Here is an 18,662-nt window from a genome sequence, read left to right on the forward strand (position 1 = left end):
TCAATTATTAATTTCTATAGTTAACATTCCACAGTTGTCGCTGATTCCCCCGATTCGTACCAATGCCAACATTGGCAACACCACACTGATTCGGAGGCGGACGAATGATCGTAGTGGTTGATGAGCGCGAGCTTGTTAAGAACGGATACACATCTTTATTTGGGCGTGAGGGCATTCCCTCGACGGGTTTCGACCCGCGCGAGTTTGGCGAATGGGTCACGACGGCTGCAGACACAGATCTGGCAGCTGTTGAGGCATTCCTCATCGGCCAAGGTAACGCGTACGCGAATTTGCCACGGGCAATTCGCGACAGAACCATGGCGCCGGTTATCGCGGTAAGCGATCAGCCTTCGCTGGAGGCTACTCTCGCATTGTTCGACAGCGGAGTCGACGATGTCGTGCGTAAGCCGGTTCACCCACGCGAGATCCTAGCACGTGCAGCGGCTATTCGCCGTCGCCTGAAGGTCATCAACAATTTTACGGACATCGGCCCGATCCGCGTTTTCTCGGATGGTCGTGATCCTGAAATCAACAGCGAAGTCTTCCCGTTGCCACGCCGTGAGCGTCGCATTCTGGAATATTTGGTCGCCAACCGTGGCCGTCGCGTTTCCAAGACACAGATTTTCAATGCCATCTACGGCATTTTTGATGATGACGTCGAAGAAAACGTCGTCGAAAGCCACATCAGCAAGCTGCGCAAAAAGCTCCGTAAGAAGCTTGGTTACGACCCTGTCGATTCCAAGCGCTTCCTCGGCTATTGCATTGATTGGCAATGATTTTTTGAACCTTTGCCGCATTTCATCGGAATGCGGCAAATGAGACAGCTTCACGCAAGGCCCATCTCTTAAGTTGCTATTCAACGACCACCACGAGGGTTCTTTTAATGAGTATTTTTGGAACGATGAAGACCGGCGTTTCCGGTATGAATGCGCAGGCTAACCGCTTGGCTACAGTCGGTGACAACATCGCCAACTCCAGCACAATTGGTTACAAGCGCGCTTCGACCGCGTTCTCGTCCATGGTTCTTCCGTCCTCGGGTGGAAACTACAATTCCGGTGGCGTCAGCTCCAACATTCGCTACAGCATTTCTGAATCTGGCGGTTATTCCTACACAACGACTGCTACGGATATGGCCATTGAAGGTAGTGGCTTCTTTATCGTCGCTGAATCCCGCGATCCGGACGCAGCCCAGTTCCTGACCCGTGCAGGTAACTTTGCTCGCGAAACCGTGGAAGAGCCATCAGGCTCGGGCGTTTACAAAACTTTCCTTAAGAATGCGGCTGGTTATTACCTGTTCACGCCTTCTCAGGCCACAGCGTCCAGCAACCGCTTCTCGGGCAGTGTTGTTGAAATGCCAGGCAACGATATCAAGTCGACACCGACAACGGCTGGTACGATGAAGTTCAACCTGAACAACCAGACAGCTGACGGTGCAACATGGAAGACGTCCATGACCGGCTTCGGTTACCAGGGTGTTGAAATCGTTTATGATTTCACCTTCACCAAGGATGCTGCGAATGAGTGGACCTTGCAGGTCACCAATTCGAAGACCGGCACTGCAGTTATGCCCGACATCGCTGTTGAGTTCGATCCAGTCACTGGTGAGTTGACCTCTCCGACCGGCACATTTGATATTCCTGCTGTCGCTGATCAGAACGGTGTCATCACCGTTGATCTCGCGGGCTCTGTCACACAGAACACCGGCAGCACCATCATGAGCGGTGGCTTGAACGGGAATGGCGCTTCGGCGGTCAAGGATGTCATCATCGAAACAGATGGCAGCATCTACATCCAGTACCAGAACGGCTCCAAGGTGTTGACGGAAAGCAGGCTGATGCTTGCGACCGTTACCAGCCCAGATAACCTCAATCCAGTTAACGGCAATGCTTACAGCGCCAGCAACACGTCTGGCATTCTGATCGCCAATGATCCCGGCACAAAGGGCGTTGGTAACCTGATGACCAAGACGCTGGAAACCTCGAACGTCGATATCGCCAATGAATTGACCGAGATGATTGAATCGCAGCGCATCTACAGTGCTAACTCCAAGGTTTTCCAGACAGGTTCCGAATTGTTGGATGTCCTGGTCAACCTGAAGAGATAATAGATCTCACGAGGACAGATGAATGTCACTTTCGTCAGCAATGATTACTGCACAGTCAATTTTTAATAATACCGGCAAGCAAACTGATGTTGTCTCAAGCAACATCGCTAATGTTGGTAATAAAAATTACGTTAAAAGAACTGCAATTCTGAGCGCAACAGCTTACGGCGCATCGGTTGTTACGACGGCCCGCGTTCAGAACGACAGTCTTCTGCGGCAGACACTTGCTTCGTCCTCACTTTTTTCCGGTCAGAATGTCCTTCTGACCGGCCTCGAAGAAGTAAAGAGTATCTTTGGTGGAAATGACTACGAAAGCTCTCCGAGTGCATATCTCGGAGCGCTCCAGAAGAGCCTCGATACTTATGCTGGCAAACCCGGTGACTCTGCGCTCGCAGCAACAGTTGTCAACGCAGCAACCGACCTTGCGACCTCTCTGAACACCGCTTCCAATGAACTGCAGGCTATTCGTACCCGTGCAGACAAGGAAATGGCACTTCAGGTCGACAGCCTCAATCAGTTGCTCTCCCGTTTTGAAGTCGCAAACAATGCGGTGAAGTCGGCAACAGCATCCGGTGCTGATCCAAACGACGCTCTTGATATCCGCGACAGCCTCCTGAAAGACATTTCAAGCATTGTCGGCGTGTCCGTTGTGACGCGCGGTGACAATGACATGGCTCTTTACACCAGCGATCAGGGTATCACTCTGTTCGAAACCATTCCGCGCCAGGTCAGCTTCACACCGAAGATCGGCTACACCGCATCGATGGACGGCAATTCGCTGTATATTGACGGCGTTGCAGTCAAAGCCGGTGAGGGTAGCAACACTACGGCATCCGGCAGCCTTTCCGGTCTGCTGCAGTTGCGTGACGACGTCGTTCCGACGATGCAGAACCAGCTGGACGAAATTGCTCGCGGTCTGATCACTCTTTTTGCTGAAAAGCAGGCAGACAGCACCGGTACTGATCCGGATCTGCCAGGTCTGTTCACCTACAACGATCCTGCTACAGCCACGGTCCCGGCCGCTGGTACCATCACCAAAGGTCTTGCGGCTGCCATTAAAGTGCACCCGGATCTGATTATTTCCCAAGGTGGCAACCCGGAACTTCTTCGTGATGGAGGTATCAATGGTGCAGCTTACGTCAAGAATGATCTGTCGAATGGCGGTGGCACGGGCTACTCCGCGCTTATCCGCAGCTATGTAACGGCACTCGACACATCGATCGATTTCGATCCGACGACCCGTATCGACACGGACACGAGCCTTCTAAAATACGCTTCCAACTCAATGGGTTGGCTGGAGCAGATGCGTCAGGGCGCGACCAACGCCAACGATGTGAAGACTGCAGCTTATGAGCGCGCAGAAGAGGTTTATTCAAACACGACTGGCGTCAGCCTGGACGAGGAACTGTCTCTGCTGCTCGATATCGAACAATCCTACAAGGCTGCCACGAAGCTGGTCTCGACGATTGATGAAATGTTGCAATCTCTGATGAGCATGGTGAAGTAACATGAAGACATCTTTCATATCCTCACTGGCAATGCAGAATAGCATGCGTAGCACGATCCTGAAGGCTCAGCTTGAGATGACGGATCTGACCACGGAACTGACAACAGGCAAGCACGCTGATCTCGGCGTGGCTCTGGGTGCCAACACGGCACGCAGCCTGGACCTCAACCGTGATGTGCAGCGCCTGACTTCGATCATCGGCGTAAACTCGATTGCCACCCAACGTCTGGAAGCATCGCAGCTGGCACTGAAGAACATGTCGGAAGCGGCAAATGAAATTCAGAAGGTGCTTGTCCCGAACACCAGCGCGGAAGAACCGACGCTGAGCACTGTTCGCAACACGATCACCAATGCATTCAACAACTTCATTGGCTTTGCCAATACGTCCGTCAACGGCGAGTTCCTGTTCTCCGGCATCAACACCGATGTGAAGCCGGTCGATGATTACTTCGCTGACGATTCCAAGTTGAAGCAGGCCTATGACGACGAGTTGAACTACTACATGACGAACGTGGTATCGCCTGCAGTTGGCGATGCTTCGCAGTTGACCAAGGAACAGGTCGCGACGTTCATGTCCGACATGGAAAAGAAGTTCAACGGCGAAACCAAGGTCACCAACCCACCGCACTCCACGTTGACGGCTGGTACGGACTACGATTTTTGGACCGCCTTTGGCTCGGATTCCAGCGATGTAAACATGACAAGCCGTATCAGCCAGACGGAAGTCGTCGAAACATCGACAAACGCCAATTCCAAGGGCATGCGTTACTTCGCCTTCACGGCAATGACCACCATGACCTTCCTTCAGGACAATATCGCTCCTGAAATCCGCGAACAGGTTTCCATGGACGCGGTCAATAACATCAAGTCCGCAATTGACGGACTGAACCAGCAGGCCAGTAAACTCGGTCTTTCTGAAGAGCGTGTTTCCAAGGCAAACGACGCTTTGTCAGCACAGAAAAAGATCATCGAAACGCACCTCATTGATCTCGAGGGCATCGATACATACGAGGCAAAGACACGCCTCGATCTGCTGAAGTCTCAAATAGAAATTGCCTACAGCTTGACGGCACGGCTGCAACAAATGAGCCTTGTAAACTACCTTTGATGATTAAAGGTAGCCGTAGATAAAGGATACAATGAATGTACCAGTTTTCCTATGCGGAGATAATGGAGGACGACGTCACCGACGCGAAGGATCGCGAGCGGCAGGCCTTGTCCAAATCTTTGGAATTACTGGACGCCGCGCAAAAAGACTCCGGGCAATACCGTCTGACGGTCGAAGCGCTCTATTACACTCGACGGGTTTGGGTGAGGTTCATAGAAGATCTCAAACACCCGGAGAACCAGTTGCCGAACGAACTTCGTGCCAATCTGATCTCCATCGCAATCTGGATTTTGAAGGAATGCGAGCGGATCAGAAAGAGGGAATCGAGCAACTTCCAAGGCATAATTGACGTAACAACCATCATCAGGGATGGACTTAAATGAAAAGTACTCTGCGCATTTCGCTCAAATCCGGCGAGAAAATCTTTATTAACGGGGCGGTGTTGCGTGTTGACCGCAAGGTTGCACTCGAATTCCTGAATGATGTTACCTTCCTTCTCGAGAACCATGTTCTCCAGCCAGAGCAGGCGACAACTCCACTGCGTCAGCTCTACTTCATCGCTCAGATGATGCTCATCAACCCGGAAGGCCGTGAACAGTCCACGACCATGTTCCGCAAGTCGGTGACGATGCTGTTGTCATGCTTCCAGAATGACGAAATTCTGGCCGAGTTGAAGCGTATTGATGCGCTGGTCGCAACGGGCAAGGCGTTTGATGCACTCAAGGCTATCCGCTCCATGTATGCGACTGAAGAGCAGATCTTGAGCAACCAGGAAATGACGCCAGCGACTATCGAACATATTCGCAAGGAGATTGCACCATGGCGGTAGACATTGTCGGCTCCACAGCTGCATCAAACCCTTGGGCAAATGCAGGTTCCGACACCTCGGCAAGCGACAAGGCGTCACTGAATTATGACAGTTTCCTGAAGCTCCTCATCGCACAGATGAAGAACCAGGATCCGACAGAACCGATGGATGCCAGCCAGCAGATGTCTCAGCTGGCAAGCTTCTCGCAGGTCGAGCAGTCGATCAAGACGAATACGCACCTCAAGAGCATGCTGCAGGCTGAAGCCCTGACGCGCTCGACAGATCTTATCGGCAAACATATCACCAGCGCCGATGACAAGACCTCGGGTATCGTCAAGGAAGTCGAAATCTATTCCGACGGCATTATCGCCATCACGGAAGAGGGCAAGGGCATCCTGCTGCAGGTTGGCGTCAAATTCGGTGAGAAAAGTGGGACTTCCACATCGGACACCACAGATTCCACTTCGGATTCGAGCAGCGAATCTGATACCTAAGGTCAACAATTGTTGTTCTGAGGTTTTGCAATGAACGAGGCGGATGCGCTTGATATCATGCGGGCAGCCGTTTGGACCATTCTGGTCGCATCCGGTCCTTGCGTCATTGCGGGCATGGTGGTGGGGGTAACGATTGCCTTCATCCAGGCCCTTACCCAGGTCCAGGAAATGACCCTGACCTTCGTTCCTAAAATCGTTGCCATCATGGTGACGATTGGAATTGCGGCGCCTTTTATTGGCGCCCAGATTTCTCTTTTTACAAATCTCGTTTTTTCTCGGGTGCAAACCGGGTTCTGAATTTTGTTGCAGGAATGCGCGGTTACCATTTTCGCGCAAGCTTCGGTCGCTAGTGATGGTGTGAAACCATGCGGCGGCCCTTATCGGTCGCCCCTTCTCATGAAGAGACAGGACGTTATCGATGGCGCAACCACCTGCAATATCAATACCGAAGGTCACTCCCAGCACGCGTGATGTTGGATTTGCCCTTGGTATCGTTGCAATTCTTTGCATTCTCTTTTTGCCAATCCCGGTTATTCTGGTGGATATGGGGCTGGCGTTTTCCATTGCGCTGTCCGTTCTGATCCTGATGGTATCCCTGTGGATCCAACGCCCTCTCGACTTCTCGTCGTTTCCGACAATCTTGCTGATTGCGACCATGGTGCGCTTGGCACTGAACGTGGCCACGACGCGTGTTATTCTTTCTCATGGTCACCAGGGACATGACGCCGCTGGTAGCGTGATTGCAGGCTTTTCCAGCCTCATCATGTCCGGCGACTTCGTTATCGGTCTGATCGTCTTCCTTATCCTGATCACGGTGAACTTCATCGTTATCACCAAGGGTGCGACGCGTATCGCGGAAGTGGGCGCGCGCTTTACCCTCGACGCGATCCCGGGCAAGCAGATGTCGATCGACGCTGACCTCTCTGCTGGTATTATCGATGAAAAGGAAGCCCAGCTCCGCCGCAAAGAGCTGGAAGCTGAAAGCTCGTTCTTCGGCTCCATGGACGGTGCGTCCAAATTCGTGCGTGGTGACGCCGTCGCCGGCCTCATCATCACCGCCATCAATATCTTCGGCGGTATCATCATCGGTTATTTCCGTCATGGCATGGAAATCGGCGAAGCTGCTGACGTTTTCGTAAAGCTGTCGGTTGGTGACGGTATCGTTACCCAGATCCCGGCTCTTATCGTTTCTCTGGCCGCTGGCCTTCTGGTTTCACGTGGCGGCATGTCCGGCACCACCGATAAAACAGTTGTCGATCAGTTGAGCGCCTACCCGCGTGCGCTGTTCGTTGCGTCCCTTCTGATGGGACTGCTTGCTGTTATGCCTGGCCTGCCTTTCCTGCCTTTTATGGCGCTCTGTGGCGTCATGGCCTTCGGTGCCTGGTACATTCCAAAGCAGGTCGAGGCGATGAACCTCGTGCGCCGCGAAGAGGAAGAAAAGAAGGTTATCCAGAGTAAGGAAGCCGAGAAGGACTCCGTCAAGCTGGTGCTCAAAACCGCAGAAATCGAACTTGCCCTTGGCAAGCAGGTTTCAACACGCTTGCTGGGTGCCCATCAGGAGCTGGCGTTCCGCGTTGGCAAGATGCGCAAGAAATTCGCCAGCCAGTATGGTTTTGTGGTGCCCGAGATCAAGGTGTCCGACGACATCATGATCCCCGAAAAATCGTACCAAATTCGTATTCATGGAACGACGATTGCCTCCAGCTCACTGCGTGTCGGCGACGTTCTTGTCGTGACCGGTTCCGGCCGCAAGCCAACCATTCCCGGCGACGACATTCGCGAACCGGCCTTTGGCATGCCGGCTGTCTCTATCCTCGAAGCGTTTGCTGACGACCTGCGTCGCGAAGGTTTCCACCCGATTGATAACGTCTCGGTGGTTCTGACCCACCTGAGCGAAGTTATTCGCAACAACCTGCCGCAGCTTCTTTCCTATAAGGACGTGAAGGTGCTGATCGATCGTCTTGATCCGGAGTACAAGAAGCTAGCAGATGAAATCTGCTCGTCACACATGTCCTATTCCGGCCTTCAGGCTGTTCTGAAGCTGCTGTTGGCCGAGCGTGTGTCCATTCGTAACTTGCACCTCATTCTAGAAGCCGTTGCAGAACTTGCACCGCATGTTCGCAAGACAGAACAGATCGTTGAGCATGTTCGTATCCGTATTGCCCAGCAGCTGTGTGGTGACCTTGCCGACAACGGCGTCCTGCGTGTTTTGCGCCTTGGCAACAAATGGGACATGATTTTCCATCAGGCACTGAAGCGTGATGGAAAGGGCGAAATCGTCGAATTCGACATCGATCCGCGCCATCTGGAAGAGTTCAGTGAGCAGGCATCGAAAGTTATCCGTGAATTCATGGACAGGGGCCTACCTTTTGTTCTTGTCACGTCGCCTGAAACACGGTCCTATGTGCGCATGATTATCGAGCGACTCTTCGCCACCTTGCCTGTGCTGTCGCATGTTGAACTGGCCAAGGGGCTTGAGATCAAGATTCTAGGCGCTATTTCATGATAACCGACCCGCAAGGGACAATATTGGCATTGTTCCTTGCATTTTGCCGCATCGGTGGTTGTTTCATGACCATGCCGGGCTTCTCAAGTGCCCGTCTTAACATGACCATCAGACTGCTTCTGTCCGCTGCGGTATCCATGGCTTTGACGCCGATTCTGTGGGATTCGGTCTATCCCAAAGTAGCGGGCGCAACACCCGGCGCCAACGTTGCGCTGATCTTTTCAGAAACCATTATCGGCGCCGTCTACGGCATGATTGCAAGGCTATATGTTCTCGGCCTGCAATTTACCGGCGCTATCGTGGGTAACGCCATCGGCTTCAACGCGCCCGGCGGTGCGGACGTTCTGGAAGATAGCCAGGAAAGTCAGTTGACCAACATGATCGTCTTTGGTGGCCTGCTGATGCTGTTCATCTTCGACTTTCATCATGTGGTTCTGAAAGCGGTTATCGATTCCTACAGTTCAACGCCCGTCGGTTTTGTGCTGGATTCGCAAAAAACACTGATCACCATGACCGATACCTTACGCGCGACCACCAATGTTATGTTGCGTCTGGCAAGCCCGTTTTTGATCTATGGCCTGATGTTCAACGTCGCGGTTGGTTTGATCAACAAGCTGGCTCCGCAGGTTCCTGTCTACTTCATTTCCACCCCCTATTTGCTGATGGGTGGTCTTTTCATGCTTTACCTTTCCATCGCAGCGCTGATTCGACAGTTCGCGGGTGGATTCGGACCGATATTCTTCGGTTATTGAGTGATGTGTTGGGTAAGTGGTCTTTATAAAGACCTGCCGTGAAGGAGAAGCGCCATGGCGCAGGATAAACGCTCCCGCAAGCTCAAGCGGCTTGTCACAGTTCAACGCCATATGGAAAAAATGGCAGAAGTGACGCTTGCCGATACCACCCGCCAGCGTGCGGAAGTCGCAGATTCCATGGATAGTATTCTCGGTGCTTTAAGCTCCATGGACCCGGTGCATCATCAGTTCTCAAAAATGTATTCGGAACGTTTCGGACGTCTCACCGTCAAGGACCGGCAGTTGGCCGGCGCGCAGCAATTGCAGGAAATGGCTGTTCTCAAAGAGAAAACCAAAGGCGATCGCCTGCAAGACAAAATGTACGAAGCACGCGATGATGAAGATCGCGAAACCGATGACAATGCAATTTATGATCTATTGGAAATCATGAATGCGACACCAGCACCAGCCTCCAGCAAGGTTCGCGATACATAGTCGTCGCCACATCATGCATCGCCCTTAAGTGGTGGTGAATATTCGTGATTGATGAAATGCAGATGTGGTGGGTCAAAACCTGCTGCATTCTTTTCAGGAGGTAATTGCGTGGCGATATCGATTGTTAGCGACCTTGTCATGGACGTTGTCCGTGCAGCCGATCCAACGGACGTGCAGGTTGCGCAGGATAAGCTCAAGGCAAACAAGGCGGCGTTTGCAGCGTCCAGCCTTGCGGATGCGGGTAAGGGGTTCGATGCCGCTGTCGGCGTTTTGAACGATGCCGCATCCAAAGCCGGATTGGGAGACACCAATCTGCGCGCTGAGCGTAAAGAAATTCCGGAAACCTTCCGTCAGTTTGAAGCATCCGTGCTGCGGACCTTCATTGGCTCCATGCTCCCGCAGGAGAGCGAGGAAGTCTATGGCAAGGGTAACGCTGGCGAAATCTGGAAAGGTATGCTGGCCGAGCAGTTGGCCAACAGTATGACTGAGAACGGTGGCATCGGTATTGCTGAGCAGGTCTACAAGGACACGCTGCGCAAGGCTGAAAGCCAGGGCTTCGAAAGCGTCTCCTCCGTCGAAGACAAGGATAACAATGCGGCCCTGCGTATGGTTGCAGAGTTCGAACGCAAGATTCTCGGTGTATCCAGTGACATGAACGACGAGGCTAGAAATGTATAATCATAACGGAACAGAAGTCATGGAAGCAGTGTCGAACGATCATCGTATTCAGTCGGTTCTCGGACGTCTGGAAACGATCATTGATAATGAAAACGAAAAAATTGGCAAAGACCCGAAATTCGATCTGAAGGTCTCCAACGCCCACAAAAGCCGTTGCCTTTATGAACTGACCATGCTGTTCCGTGATACACCGCATGAAGAAATTGCCGCCGGTTACATCAACCAGGTTCGTGGCATCAAGGAAAAGCTGGCAACGAATGCCCGCCGCGTCGAGGCACATCTCAATGCAGTGCGTGCGGTTGCCGACCTGCTGAAAAACGCCATCCGCGAAGCTGACACCGACGGCACTTACTCGCAGGAACAATTTCTTTACGGCGCTACCTGATGTTAAAACTTCTCCTTACCGGCGTATGGGTTTGCGCAATCACGCTCGGCGCAGTGTATTTTTCCGTGCAGATGGCAATGCCACCGGCGCCGGTCAGCGAGGAGGAGGCCCGCAAGGCGTCGCTGGCTTTGGTCAAGGGAGAGCAGATTACAGTCCCGGTTATTAGTGAAGGGGCTGTAAATGGTTATTTCCTCACGCTGATCTCGTTGAATGTCGACAAGACAAAGGTCAACCTGATCGAAGGACCAAGAACAGAACTGATGACCGACGAGTTGATCACGCTTTTGGCTGGTTCCAACATGATCAACATTGCCAATGTTTCGACCTTTGATGCGGATGAGTTCAAGAAACGCATTCGCGATGGACTGAACAAGAAGCTCGGTGATGACGTCGTGCAGGAAGTACTGATCGAAAAACTCGATTATCTTTCCAAAGCAGACATTCGCGCCCAGCAGGGTGGTGGTGAACCGCAGTCTGTCAAAATTGTTGAAGGTGAAAAGGTCGAAGCGGCTCCGGCAGCCGAAGCAGCACCCTCACATTAAGTCAGGAAAGTTCGTCCAGACACCAATCAAAGGGCCGCTATTGCGGCCCTTGTTGTTCGTGCATTTTGAAATGATTAATATTCTCTTAAAAAAATGCTTCATATTCGAAAACGCTATTTGAAAGTAAATTCAATTCTGTCAAATAATATGCCTGAACAGCAAAGTTGCTGTTTAAGAGGAACTGCTAGCGCAGGACGGGTGTGGGTGTGAGTAAGTTTTCTGGATTTTCTTTTTCTGCATTTGAATCACCCGAAAAAACCACGCCTTTGGCGCATCGCGTTGACGTGAATCGTGCACGCAATATGCAAGCCAGCAAGACCTCGCAGGTTCACTATTCCACTGACCAGGAACCGGTACCAGAGGTGTTTTCGCGCCTTGGGTTTGAATGGCTTTATCGCATCATTCGCCACTGAAACGCGCCGCCGGAAACCTATCCGGCATTTTGGGCCGACAACCGCCTATATTGGCCTTTGTTAACTGTTTATTTGCCTTGTTGATTTAGGTTTCATTAATATTACGGGGGCTCCAACCAGTTCCGACCCGGAATATTGAGGTGGCTTGACGTGGCAGATCACGCGCAAAATATTGAACATTCGCATTTGTCGGATCGATTTGGTGTGCCAGCACAAACGCGCGGTGAAGCAAGTGCCGTGGCGCGGTCCTCGACGGGTTGGTTGAGCACCGTTTTCAAGAAAAACCCTTATCGGTTCGCAGTCAGCTGCACTGTACTTTTTACGCTGGCGGGTATCGCACTTGGCCTGATGATGACGCCGTCATCTGAGCCCGAAAAGCTGACGCAGATCCGTATCCAGTTCAATGTCGCTTCAACACAGCAGTCTGATTCCAAGACATTGATGACGGTAGCACAAAATGCCGTGCTGTCCGATGAGGGAAAGGCCGAGCTTGCACAACAGATCATCAATGACGGCCTGGTCCTGACATCCGCTCACGAGGCGACATGGTGGGGCCTGTTTGGTGAAGTGGTGCTCGGCAAGGTGCCAACGCCATCGGACCCTGTTCTGCGCGCCAGACATGATATGCGTGGACGTATTTCTCTGTCGCAAGCCGCTGATGGCAGTGCAATTTTTGTAACGACCTACGCCGAAACATCAGGTGCAAGCGCGCGGTTTGCGCAACATGCCGCCAATCGCATCGTAACTCATATCAATGCCAGCGCGACTGGTTCTATTCAGGGACATAACGACAGCAACCGTGCACTGTTTGAAAACGCGGAAGCGGCCGTTACTGGTTTTCAGGTCCGGCATGGCAACGACGCCATGGCAAAGATGGAAGCTGCGACACAGGATTTGGCGCTTGTTTCAGGATCGGTAGCCGAGCTGGAATCCCGTCTGGCGGACGTGACCCATAAGCTGTCAAATCTGACGCTGTTGCAGGGCGACAAGGCGCTTGCCCGTGAAATTCCAGATGATACGACGTTTCTTCCCCTTCAGGATGCTGTTCGGCAATATGTCGGCGCGTCCAAAGCGCTCGCCCAACTGTCTGTGCAATATGGCCCGAAACATCCGCACGTCATTGCGGCAACGCAGACCCAGCAGGAAACCAAGGCAAATGCTGCCCGTGCGTTGAAAAGCATCACCAGCGAACTGAAGCAGCAGGAGCAGGCGGCCAAGACAGAGCTTGCACAAGCCAGAAACAGACAGCAGGCGCTTGAACAGGAATTGGCGGTTTTTGGCGATGCGCCTGCGGAGCTAAACAGGTTGGAAGCAGAGCTGTCGCAAGCCCGCGAAACCTATTTCAACGGGCTGGCTGATAGTGACCCGAAATCGACACAGGCCGCTGCTCCATTTGCTGTCGCAAACGCACCGCTTGCGGTCAATATTCCGGCTGGTTTCCGCCAGATGATTTCAATGGCGGTGATTGGTGGTGGCTGCGGTCTTGGCCTTGGCGTGTTGACACTTGTTGCCTTGTACATCCGTTTCCGCAAGCGTGAGGTGTCAATACCTGCTCACGAGTCCGCCAACGGTCCAGACATTGGCTTTTATACGGATACGCCGCAGCCGGATGCCATTTTCCCGCAGCCGGAAAGCGATGACGCTCTGGATTATGTTGAAGAGGACTTTGCAACCCCTAAAGCCGCTGATGCCTACGATCTGGCCTACGACATCGCAGCAAATGACATTCCGCTCGATCAACGTGTCCGCGAAGTGTTGATGCGCAGAAGTATCAAGGCATCACCACAAGACATCGCTGATCTGCCGCCTGTGTTGGCAGCGGCCCTACAAGGCCAATTCGAAGTGCAGTCCTACGACAAACCAGCTTTCAGCCAGCCAGTCTATGACGAGCTTGATGAAGTGCTTGAGGTCCGCCGCGACATCGCCGCCCTCCGTCAACGTTTGCACGATTACGCAAACCGCAGGGCGGCATCCTGAGCCTGAGATTATTGTCGCTTCTGTCGCAGCCTTTTTGCTTGCAATCGATATCATTCAGCAGCATTAGGGGCGAAACTCACACGGCTATCCGGTGTGATAGGGCAAGTCGTTGCCGGTGTTCTGCTGGCAGGCTGTTATTGGAGGCAGGCACATGGTTCAGGTTATTGACGGAAAAGCGAAAGCGGTATCGGTAACGGAGGCAGTTCGTGTTGCTGCTGAGACGCTGGAAAAGACCGCTGGCGTAAAGCCGGGCCTAGCCGTCATCATCGTGGGCGACGATCCCGCCAGCCATGCCTATGTTGGTTCCAAGAGCAGAATGGCCAAGCAGTGCGGTTTTAACTCCGTGCAACACACATTGCCGCTGGAAACCGGACAGGCTGAGCTTGAGGCACTAGTCGCATCCTTGAATGACGACCCTTCTATCCACGGGATCCTCGTGCAGTTACCGCTTCCAAGACACCTTGATTCCGAACCGGTCATTCAGATGATCCTGCCGGAAAAGGATGTCGACGGCTTGAGCGTCGTCAATGCAGGTAAGCTCGCCACTGGTGATCTGGCCTCGGGCCTGATCTCCTGCACACCGGCTGGCGCCATGCTCCTGGTCAAAGATATTAACGGCGAAGACCTGTCGGGTTTGAATGCCGTTGTCATTGGCCGTTCCAACCTGTTTGGAAAACCGATGGGGCAGCTTTTGCTGAACGCAAACGCGACTGTCACCATGGCACATTCACGCACCAAGGACCTTGCAGCCGTGTGCCGTAACGCAGATATTCTGGTGGCCGCCGTTGGTCGTCCGCAGATGGTCAAGGCTGATTGGGTCAAAGCTGGCGCAACGGTGATCGATGTCGGTATCAACCGGATTGACGCGCCGGAAAAAGGCGAGGGCAAAACCCGCCTGGTCGGCGACGTTGCGTTTGAAGAAGCAAGTCAGGTTGCTGGTGCAATTACGCCGGTTCCCGGCGGCGTTGGCCCGATGACAATTGCCATGCTGATGGCAAACACAGTGATCACCGCCTACAGAAAATGCGGAAAGACTGCGCCGACATTCTAACGCGCTTTGACTTAAGCGTAGAAGCACGTTGCAATCGTTGACAAATGCAGCGTGCTTGAACCGCCGAATTAGGCCGGGGCAGGTCCGGTCGATGCGCGCACCACAAGCTCTGCTTTCCACAGTTCCTGCACCGGGTCCACCTCATCAAACGAAATGCGATTGATCAGTCGTTGTGCCACCCGGATGCCGGCAGCTCGCAGCGATGAACGGGTGGTGGTCAGCGGCACGGAAAAATTATGAGGCTTCAGCAGCGGCAAAACATCGTCATGAGCGATCAGAGAAACGTCTTTGCCGGGTTTCAATCCCCGCTGGTTGAGGGAGCGAATGGCACCGAGCGCCAGTGTGGTACTGGCACAGAGAATGGCAGTCGGTGGATTTTTCTGCGAAAGCAACTCTTCCATATTCAGAAAACCGATCTCGTCGGTCATGGCACTGTGCCGCAGACAGTCGGCACGCAGCGCGAGGCCATATTCCGTCAATGCCTTTTCGACACCGGCCTTGCGTCGGTAGGTGAAATCCAGACCTTCCGGGCCGTTCAGAAGGCCAATCCGGTTGTGACCAAGCTGCAAAAGCAATTTGGTGGCATCGTAAAAGGCACCTTCATTGTCGACATCGAGAAACGGGTAATCGGCATCTGCACCAAACGAGCGCCCATGTACCATGAATGGGATGTTGAACGATTTGAGAAGCGCGATGCGCGGATCGCGTTCCCGCATATAGGCCAGATAAATTCCATCGACATTGCCGCTGCCGGCTAGCCAGCGCAAAGCGTCTTCCTCGTTGCTGGGATCGGCAGGCATGATCAGCATGTGAAATGAATGCCGGGCAGCCTCTTCACCGAGACCGCTTAGAAACTCGCCAAAATGCATGTCGGACTGATGGGCGGGGGCAGTCGGCATGACCAGACCGATCGAGCCGGTCTTGCCTGTTGCTAGTCGACGTGCTGTCAGGTTGGGACGGTAACCCGTATCCTTGGCTGCTTGAAGCACGCGCTGGCGTGTTTCGGCATTGACTTCAGGGTAACCGTTCAGGGCGCGGCTAATTGTCGTTTGGGACAGACCGAGCAACTGGGACAATTGCTTCAGGTTCATCTTTGTTCCTCCTCCGCACGCTTCCAAATTTTAACGAGACGAACCAACGTCTCAAAAATCCTACTCCAAAGCGCTTTGAATTGTGTAATGCCAGATTCCTTTTTGCTCAATGGAAAATACAGCTCAAAACTGCAATTTCTTTGCAAAACCTATTGAAGCAAGATAACTGCAACGTTACAGTTAGATAAGGCACTTGACTCCTCGTGTTTGTGCGGGGAATTAATAGCGTCCAAAGCGCTTTGAAGTGTTTGTATAGGTTTAAATCTTGATGTGATGGGAGGTAAGTCACATGCTTAAGACATTCCTGGCAACAACAGCAGCCATGGCCATTTTCATGAACTCCGCAATGGCTGCGGATTTGAAGTTCGCCCCTGGCGAAGACGCAAAATTCAACTGGAAAAGCTACGAAGATTTCAAAACAGCGCATGCCGATCTCAAGGGCCAGACCCTGACGATTTTCGGACCATGGCGCGGTGAAGATGAAGCCCTGTTCCAGACGGTCCTGGCATATTTCGCCGATGCGACCGGTATTAATGTAAAATATTCTTCTTCTGAAAATTACGAACAGCAGATCGTTATCGATACACAGGCTGGTTCTCCTCCCAATATCGCAATTCTGCCACAACCGGGTCTGCTGGCTGACCTCGCCGCCAAGGGCCTGCTCGTGCCACTCGGCGATGACGTCGCGTCCTGGGTCAAGGACAATTACGGCGCCGGTGAATCCTGGGTGAACTACGGCACCTATAATGGCAAGGACGGCAAGCCTGCTTATTTCGCATTCCCGTTCAAGGCTGATGTGAAGTCGCTGGTATGGTTCGTGCCGGAAAATTTCGAAGAAGCCGGTTATGAAGTGCCTGAGAGCATGGAAGACCTGCTAGCTCTGTCCGACAAGATTGTTGCCGATGGCGGTACGCCATGGTGCATCGGTCTGGGTTCAGGTGGTGCAACCGGCTGGCCAGCCACCGACTGGGTGGAAGACCTGATGCTGCGCCTGCACAGCCCGGAAACCTATGACAAGTGGGTCAAGAACGAAATCAAGTTCAATGATCCGGCCGTCGTTGCCGCTATCGATGAATTCGGCAAATTTGCCAAGAATGAAAAATATGTCAGCGGTGGCATCGCGGCCGTTGCATCGACCGACTTCCGTGACAGCCCGAAGGGTTTATTTGATATTCCACCGAAGTGCTACCTGCACCATCAGGCATCCTTCATTCCGTCCTTCTTCCCTGAGGGCACCAAGGTCGGAACCGATGTCGATTTCTTCTACATGCCAACTTATGCTGCAAAGCCTGAGCTTGGAAAACCGGTTCTCGGTGCAGGTACGCTGGTGACCGTGACCAAGGAATCGCCAACTGCAAAGGCATTTGTCGAGTTCCTGAAGACGCCAATCGCACACGAAGTATGGATGGCGCAGTCCAGCTTCCTCACACCTTTCAAGGGTGTGAACACCGATGCCTACGGCAATGAGCAGATGAAGAAGCAGGGTGAAATTCTCACCTCCGCAACGACATTCCGCTTTGACGGTTCTGACTTGATGCCGGGCAAGATCGGTGCTGGCGCATTCTGGACCGGTATGGTGGATTTCGTCGGCGGTAAGTCTGCCGAAACCGTGGCGACTGATATCCAGAAGGCCTGGGACGGCCTGAAGTAATCATTTCCTGCCCCGCCCGGTAACATCGTTGCCGGGCGGTTGTTTCTAAAGCTTTTCGTTCTCGTGATCGGCAAAAGGTCGGACGACCGGGAATAAGGGAGGGGAATGTGATCGCTCAGATCGTTTCGGCAATCGGCGTCATGATTGTCGGTGTATTTGCTTGTGCCGCCTATTATTGGCTTTCCGACAAATTTTTGCAGGTTCTGTTCCCTGTAAGCGCAAAAAATGTCATCGACGCCTCTCGCAATCTCAATCGAAGAGCCGCTGTGCGTCCATGGCTATTCGTCGGGCCAGCGCTTATCCTGCTGTTGGTCTATCTCGTCTATCCTGTCATCGCGACGTTCTATCTGTCTTTTTATGACAGGACTGGCGTGAATTTTGTCGGCCTGGCGAATTACCGTTGGGCGTTTTTTGATGCCGGTTTCCGACAGTCGATTTTCAACAACATCCTCTGGCTTGCCGTTGTGCCGGCTGCCTGCACCTTCTTCGGGCTGGTTATCGCCGTGATGACCGACCGCATCTGGTGGGGCAATATTGCCAAGAGCATTGTGTTCATGCCGATGGCGATTTCCTTCGTAGGCGCCTCGGTTATCTGGAAATTCATTTATGAATATCGCGGTGAGGGGCAAACCCAGATCGGTCTTCTGAATGCTGTTGTCGCATTTTTCGGTGGCAATCCGGAAGTATGGATCTCCATGCCGTTTTGGAACAATTTTTTCCTGATGGTGATCCTGATCTGGATCCAGACCGGTTTTGCCATGGTCATTCTGTCAGCAGCACTGCGTGGTATTCCCGAAGAAACAGTTGAAGCTGCTGTCATTGATGGCGCCAATGGCTGGCAGATTTTCTGGAAAATTCTGGTGCCGCAAATCTGGGGCACAATTGCGGTTGTGTGGACAACGATCACCATTCTCGTTCTCAAGGTTTTCGATATCGTGCTGACCATGACCAACGGCCAGTGGAACACCATGGTTCTTGCGAACCTGATGTTTGACTGGATGTTCCGCGGCGGCGGCGACAGCGGCCGAAGTGCCGTTATAGCTCTGGTCATCATGGCAGCCGTGACCCCGATCATGATCTGGAATATTCGCCAGGCCAACAAGGAAATGGAGGGTCGCTGA

At 52.8% G+C, this 18,662-nt stretch carries 19 protein-coding genes; 18 read left to right on the forward strand and 1 reads right to left on the reverse strand.

The features are described from left to right. The first annotated feature begins 104 nt into the window (after positions 1 to 104). The 16 genes from rem to folD all read left to right on the forward strand — a co-directional run bounded on the left by rem (position 105) and on the right by folD (position 14,799). Complete coding sequence (gene rem / locus HGO37_RS12655) at positions 105 to 776, forward strand: transcriptional activator Rem (protein ID WP_192487013.1); 672 nt, start codon at positions 105 to 107, stop codon at positions 774 to 776. A gap of 107 nt (positions 777 to 883) precedes the next feature. Beyond that, complete coding sequence (locus tag HGO37_RS12660) at positions 884 to 2,104, forward strand: flagellar hook protein FlgE (protein ID WP_250983583.1); 1,221 nt, start codon at positions 884 to 886, stop codon at positions 2,102 to 2,104. Between the two features lie 22 nt (positions 2,105 to 2,126). Next, positions 2,127 to 3,611, forward strand: a complete 1,485-nt coding sequence (gene flgK, locus HGO37_RS12665; protein ID WP_250983584.1) for a flagellar hook-associated protein FlgK — start codon at positions 2,127 to 2,129, stop codon at positions 3,609 to 3,611. A 1-nt stretch (position 3,612) separates the two neighbouring features. Further along, positions 3,613 to 4,719 (forward strand): flagellar hook-associated family protein, encoded by a 1,107-nt coding sequence (locus tag HGO37_RS12670; protein WP_259147471.1) that lies wholly within the window; start codon positions 3,613 to 3,615, stop codon positions 4,717 to 4,719. A 35-nt stretch (positions 4,720 to 4,754) separates the two neighbouring features. Next, positions 4,755 to 5,102 (forward strand): flagellar biosynthesis regulator FlaF, encoded by a 348-nt coding sequence (gene flaF / locus HGO37_RS12675; protein ID WP_192487017.1) that lies wholly within the window; start codon positions 4,755 to 4,757, stop codon positions 5,100 to 5,102. Continuing rightward, the gene (gene flbT, locus HGO37_RS12680; protein WP_192487018.1) at positions 5,099 to 5,548 is read left to right on the forward strand and encodes a flagellar biosynthesis repressor FlbT; all 450 of its coding nucleotides are present in this window, start codon (positions 5,099 to 5,101) and stop codon (positions 5,546 to 5,548) included. Before flaF ends, flbT begins: the two co-directional genes overlap by 4 nt. Beyond that, positions 5,539 to 6,021 carry a flagellar hook assembly protein FlgD gene (flgD, locus tag HGO37_RS12685; RefSeq protein WP_192487019.1) on the forward strand — a complete coding sequence of 161 codons (483 nt, stop codon included), beginning with the start codon at positions 5,539 to 5,541 and terminating at the stop codon, positions 6,019 to 6,021. The genes flbT and flgD overlap by 10 nt, the downstream gene beginning before the upstream one ends. Positions 6,022 to 6,051: 30 nt before the next feature. Continuing rightward, entirely contained in the window at positions 6,052 to 6,318 is a 267-nt protein-coding gene (fliQ, locus tag HGO37_RS12690; protein ID WP_192487020.1) for a flagellar biosynthesis protein FliQ, read from the forward strand. Between the two features lie 121 nt (positions 6,319 to 6,439). Then, a complete protein-coding gene (flhA, locus tag HGO37_RS12695) occupies positions 6,440 to 8,527 on the forward strand; it encodes a flagellar biosynthesis protein FlhA (protein WP_192487021.1) in 2,088 nt (695 codons plus the stop codon). Continuing rightward, positions 8,524 to 9,279 (forward strand): flagellar biosynthetic protein FliR, encoded by a 756-nt coding sequence (locus HGO37_RS12700; RefSeq protein ID WP_250983586.1) that lies wholly within the window; start codon positions 8,524 to 8,526, stop codon positions 9,277 to 9,279. The genes flhA and HGO37_RS12700 overlap by 4 nt, the downstream gene beginning before the upstream one ends. Before the next feature lie 54 nt (positions 9,280 to 9,333). Beyond that, on the forward strand, positions 9,334 to 9,753 hold the full coding sequence (locus tag HGO37_RS12705) for a hypothetical protein (protein ID WP_250983587.1): 420 nt from the start codon (positions 9,334 to 9,336) through the stop codon (positions 9,751 to 9,753). 108 nt (positions 9,754 to 9,861) lie between these two features. Beyond that, positions 9,862 to 10,431, forward strand: coding sequence for a rod-binding protein (locus tag HGO37_RS12710; RefSeq protein WP_192487024.1), 570 nt, complete (start codon positions 9,862 to 9,864; stop codon positions 10,429 to 10,431). Between the two features lie 19 nt (positions 10,432 to 10,450). Beyond that, positions 10,451 to 10,816 carry a hypothetical protein gene (locus HGO37_RS12715; protein WP_192487838.1) on the forward strand — a complete coding sequence of 122 codons (366 nt, stop codon included), beginning with the start codon at positions 10,451 to 10,453 and terminating at the stop codon, positions 10,814 to 10,816. After that, a complete protein-coding gene (locus HGO37_RS12720) occupies positions 10,816 to 11,358 on the forward strand; it encodes a hypothetical protein (protein WP_250983588.1) in 543 nt (180 codons plus the stop codon). Before HGO37_RS12715 ends, HGO37_RS12720 begins: the two co-directional genes overlap by 1 nt. 617 nt (positions 11,359 to 11,975) lie before the next feature. Beyond that, entirely contained in the window at positions 11,976 to 13,748 is a 1,773-nt protein-coding gene (locus tag HGO37_RS12725; RefSeq protein ID WP_250983589.1) for a GumC domain-containing protein, read from the forward strand. A 151-nt stretch (positions 13,749 to 13,899) separates the two neighbouring features. Then, entirely contained in the window at positions 13,900 to 14,799 is a 900-nt protein-coding gene (gene folD, locus HGO37_RS12730) for a bifunctional methylenetetrahydrofolate dehydrogenase/methenyltetrahydrofolate cyclohydrolase FolD (protein WP_250983590.1), read from the forward strand. Between the two features lie 68 nt (positions 14,800 to 14,867). Here folD and HGO37_RS12735 read toward each other — a convergent pair whose 3' ends face one another. Continuing rightward, complete coding sequence (locus HGO37_RS12735) at positions 14,868 to 15,890, reverse strand: LacI family DNA-binding transcriptional regulator (RefSeq protein WP_250983591.1); 1,023 nt, start codon at positions 15,888 to 15,890, stop codon at positions 14,868 to 14,870. 289 nt (positions 15,891 to 16,179) lie between these two features. Between HGO37_RS12735 and HGO37_RS12740 the strand changes: the two genes are divergently transcribed. Together HGO37_RS12740 and HGO37_RS12745 are read left to right on the forward strand one after the other, a co-directional pair. Further along, a complete protein-coding gene (locus tag HGO37_RS12740) occupies positions 16,180 to 17,541 on the forward strand; it encodes an ABC transporter substrate-binding protein (protein WP_250983592.1) in 1,362 nt (453 codons plus the stop codon). Positions 17,542 to 17,648: 107 nt separating this feature from the next. Continuing rightward, positions 17,649 to 18,662, forward strand: a complete 1,014-nt coding sequence (locus HGO37_RS12745) for a carbohydrate ABC transporter permease (RefSeq protein WP_250983593.1) — start codon at positions 17,649 to 17,651, stop codon at positions 18,660 to 18,662.

It is taken from the genome of Rhizobium sp. CG4 (assembly GCF_023701965.1).
In the GTDB taxonomy this organism is placed as follows: domain Bacteria; phylum Pseudomonadota; class Alphaproteobacteria; order Rhizobiales; family Rhizobiaceae; genus Agrobacterium.